General features: G+C 72.3%; 3 protein-coding genes. All 3 read right to left on the bottom strand.

Features of this window, described 5'->3' with window-relative positions:
- Positions 1-81 precede the first annotated feature (81 nt).
- From ACWGI8_RS41155 to ACWGI8_RS41145, 3 genes are read right to left on the bottom strand one after another with little or no spacing between them, the layout of a single operon-like run.
- Positions 82-1,899 (bottom strand): dipeptide ABC transporter ATP-binding protein, encoded by a 1,818-nt coding sequence (locus ACWGI8_RS41155; protein ID WP_453668568.1) that lies wholly within the window; start codon positions 1,897-1,899, stop codon positions 82-84.
- Positions 1,896-2,885, bottom strand: coding sequence for an ABC transporter permease (locus ACWGI8_RS41150; protein WP_453668567.1), 990 nt, complete (start codon positions 2,883-2,885; stop codon positions 1,896-1,898). Before ACWGI8_RS41150 ends, ACWGI8_RS41155 begins: the two co-directional genes overlap by 4 nt.
- Positions 2,885-3,829, bottom strand: coding sequence for an ABC transporter permease (locus ACWGI8_RS41145; RefSeq protein ID WP_453668569.1), 945 nt, complete (start codon positions 3,827-3,829; stop codon positions 2,885-2,887). Before ACWGI8_RS41145 ends, ACWGI8_RS41150 begins: the two co-directional genes overlap by 1 nt.
- Positions 3,830-3,835: the final 6 nt, after the last annotated feature.

Here is a 3,835-nt window from a genome sequence, read left to right as displayed (position 1 = left end):
CCACCGGAAGGGGTGAATGCACGTAACTTTCGCAGTCTCGTAGCGTTCGGTCGCGCTACAAGCGCATTCTGTTACACCTCGTCAGGCCGCGGCCAGCTCCTTGCGAAGGTCCTTCCGAGCGGATCGGCGCACCGCGGCGAGATCCGGATCGAGGGACGGTACAGCCGCGAGCAGCTCCTTCGTGTACGGGTCCCGGGGCGATCCGTACACGTCGGCGACGGCTCCCTGCTCGACGATCCGGCCCTGCCGCATGACCGCGACCCGGTGGCTCACCCGGCGGACCACGGCGAGGTCGTGCGCGATGAACACGAGCGCGAGGCCGAGCTCCCGCTGCAGTTCCGCGAGCAGTCCCATGACCTGGGCCTGGGTCGTCACGTCGAGCGCGGAGACCGGCTCGTCGCACACGATGAGGCGGGGGTCGGCGGCGAGCGCCCGGGCGATGCCGACACGCTGGCGCTGACCACCGCTGAACTCGTGCGGATGGTGCGCGTACCGGTCGGGGTCGAGCCCGACCCGCTCCAGCAGCTCCTGTACGCGCGTCCTGATCCGGGTCTCGTCGCGCTCCCCGGCCGCACGCAGCGGGTCGGCGACCGACTCGCCCACGGAACGGCGCGGGTTGAGCGACGAGGCGGGATCCTGGAAGACCATCTGCAGCTCGCGGCGGAACGGGCGCAGCGCCTTCTCCGGCAGCGAACCGATCTCCCTGCCGCCGTAGCGGAGCCGCCCCGCCGTCGGATCGAGCAGCCGCACGAGCATCCGTCCGAGCGTCGTCTTGCCGCTGCCGCTCTCACCGACGATCCCGAGGGTCTCGCCGGCGCGGACGGTGAGCGACACATCGTCCACGGCCGTGAAGCGTGCCGTGCCGCGACCGAACTCCCGCCGCAGCCCGACGGCTTCGAGCAGCGGCACGCCGCTGTCCGCACCCGGTGCTGCGCCACGGGCGCCGGAGGGCGCGGCCCGGCCGGCTCCGTCGGTGTCGGTCTCGGCGTCGACATCGACATCGACATCGACATCGGCGAGGCGTGCGGCCGCCCGCAGTGGACCGTCCAGCCTGGACACCGCCGCCAGCAGCGACTTCGTGTACGGCTGGGACGGGGTGGACAGGACGTCCGCCACCGGGCCGCGCTCCACCTCGCGGCCGGCCCGCATGACCAGGACCTCGTCGGCACTTTCCGCCGCGACGCCGACATCGTGGGTGACCAGCAGCAGGCCCATGCCCGTCTCTGCGCGCAGGCCGTGGAGGAGGTCGAGGATCTGGGCCTGGACGGTGACGTCCAGGGCCGTCGTCGGCTCGTCGGCGATCAGCAGGCGGGGCTCGCAGGCGAGGGCCATCGCGATGAGGGCACGCTGGCGCATGCCGCCGCTGAACTCGTGCGGCCGGGAACGGGAGCGCCGGGCCGCGTCCGGGATGCCGACGCGGTCGAGGACGTCGACGGCACGCGCGCGGGCCGCCTTGCGGCCGGCGGCCGTGTGGACCCGGTACACCTCGGCGATCTGGTCGCCGACCGCGTAGTAGGGGTCGAGGGACGAGAGCGGATCCTGGAAGACGATCGCCGCGACGCCGCCGCGCAGTTCGCGCAGCTCCTTCGCGGACGCGGCTCCGACATCCGTACCGCCGACCCGTACCCCGCCGGTGATCCGCGCACCGGTCCCCCGGTGCAGCCCGAGCAGTGCGCCGGCCACTGTGCTCTTGCCGCTGCCCGACTCGCCGACCAGGGCGAGTGCCCGGCCGGGGGCGAGGGAGAACGACAGGCCGTCGACGGCGCGCAACCCGCCACCGTCCACGGAGAAACCGTCCACCGGAAGCCCGTCCACCGGGAGCCCGTCCACCGGGAAGCCGTCCACCGGGAACTCGACCGTGAGGTCCCTGACCTCCACCAGGTGCGACGACGCCGTCATGACAGAACCACCCTCCGGTCGGCTGCCGCGTACAGCAGATCCGCGACGACATTGGCCAGCACCACCGCGGTGCCGATCACCAGGACCACTCCCACCACCACGGGCAGGTCGATCACCCGCACCCCGTCGACCAGGGTCTTGCCGAGCCCAGGGATGCCGAACAGCGACTCGGTGAGCACCGCGCCGCCGAACATCGTGCCGAGGTCGAGCGCGCTCAGCGCGATCACCGGCGGTACGGCGCCGCGCAGCGCATGCCGTCCGACGACGGCGCGCTCGCCGACTCCGTATGCGCGGAAGGTGCGGATGTGGTCCTCGGCCAGCGTCTCCAGCGTCGAACCGCGCGTCAGCCGTGCGTACTTCGCCGACTCGAAGAAGCCGAGGGTGAGCCACGGCAGCAGCATGTTCCAGGCCCACTGTTCCGGGTCCTCGGTGAGCGGTACGTACGTGGGGAAGGGCAGCCACCGCAGATACGCGCAGACCGCCATGAGCAGGAGCAGCCCGAGGATGAAGACGGGCATCCCGGTCGCCGCCAGCGTGAGGACCGTCAGCACCCGCTCGGTGAACCCGCCGCGGCGCAGCGCGGAGAGCAGCCCGGTGCCGACACCGATGACCAGCCAGATCACCAGCGCGCCGAGGGCGAGCGAGGCGGTGGCGGGCAGCCGTTCCAGGATCAGCGCGGTGACCTGCTGTTCGGTCTGGTACGAGAGGCCGAGGCACGGGGCGTCGCAGTGCAGGACGCTCGTACCGGCGCTGTAGTCGCGTCCGGCCACGATGCCCTGGAGGAAATGGCCGTACTGCGTGAACACCGATTCGTTGAGACCGAGTTGGTCACGTACCTGAGCCACCTGGGCGGGGGTGCAGCGCTCGCCGCACGCCAGCTGGGCCGGATCGCCCGGGGCCAGATAGAACAGGGCGTAGATCAGTACGGACAGCACCAGCAGCACCAGCAGCGCGCCGCCGAGCCGTTTGACGACGAAGCGGGTCATCAGGACTTCTTCTCCTTGCGTGTACCGACCCGCAGGCGGCCGGCCTCGCGCGGATCCAGCGCCGTGCGCACCGCGTCCCCCAGCACCGTGAAGGCCAGCACCGTCACGAACAGCAGCCCGGCCGGCAGCAGGACGTACGCCGGGTCCGCCCGGAACCAGGTCTGCGCGGTCGACAGCATCTGCCCCCACGACGGTGTCGGCGGCTTCACGCCGACGCCCAGGAAGGACAGCGACGCCTCGACGACGATGTTCGACGGGAGCAGGATCGCCGCGTACGTGAGGACGGGCGCGGCGAGCGACGGCAGCAGTTCGCGCCGGGCGACCCGCCACGAACCGTTCCCGCCGAGCTTGGCCGCGGCGACGAAGTCCAGCCGCTTCAGCGTCAGTGTCTGCGCCCGTACGATCCGGGACGTGCCGCCCCAGCCGAGCACCCCGATGATCAGGATCAGCAGCAGCGGGCGCGGGAAGCCGGCGGGCACGACGGCGGTCAGGGCGATGCCGAGCACCAGCATCGGCAGCGCCACCAGCACATCCGTCGTACGGCTCAGGAAGCCGTCGACGTACCGGTTGCCGAGTCCGGCGGCGAGGCCGACCGCCACGCCGATCGCCACCTGGACGAGCGTGGCCCCGACCGCGACCAGCAGCGAGATCCGCGCCCCGTACAGCAGCCGTACGAACAGATCGCGTCCGGTGCCCGGCTCCACGCCGAGCCAGTGGTCGCCGCTGACGCCCCCGAAGGAGCCGGCCGGGACCCCGCCGCGCGCCGAGTCCACCAGGGTGTCGTGGTACGTGTTCGGATCCTGGCCCTCCAGCGCCGCGAGGAGCGGCGCCGCGACGGCCAGGACCAGCAGCAGGGCGAGGACGGCGGCGGCGGCGAGCGCCGAGGGACGGCTCCTCAGCCGCCGCCACACCTGCCGGGTGGTGCCCGCGGCGAGGCCCCCGATCCCCGC

Source organism: Streptomyces sp. NPDC054841 (assembly GCF_053611045.1).
This window is presented reverse-complemented; position numbering and strand designations above follow the sequence as displayed.

What these genes read in the sequence shown, in the direction of transcription:
- ACWGI8_RS41155 (WP_453668568.1), bottom strand. Translation starts at nt 1,899, where the DNA reads ATGACGGCGTCGTCGCACCTGGTGGAGGTCAGGGACCTCACGGTCGAG.
- ACWGI8_RS41150 (WP_453668567.1), bottom strand. Translation starts at nt 2,885, where the DNA reads ATGACCCGCTTCGTCGTCAAACGGCTCGGCGGCGCGCTGCTGGTGCTG.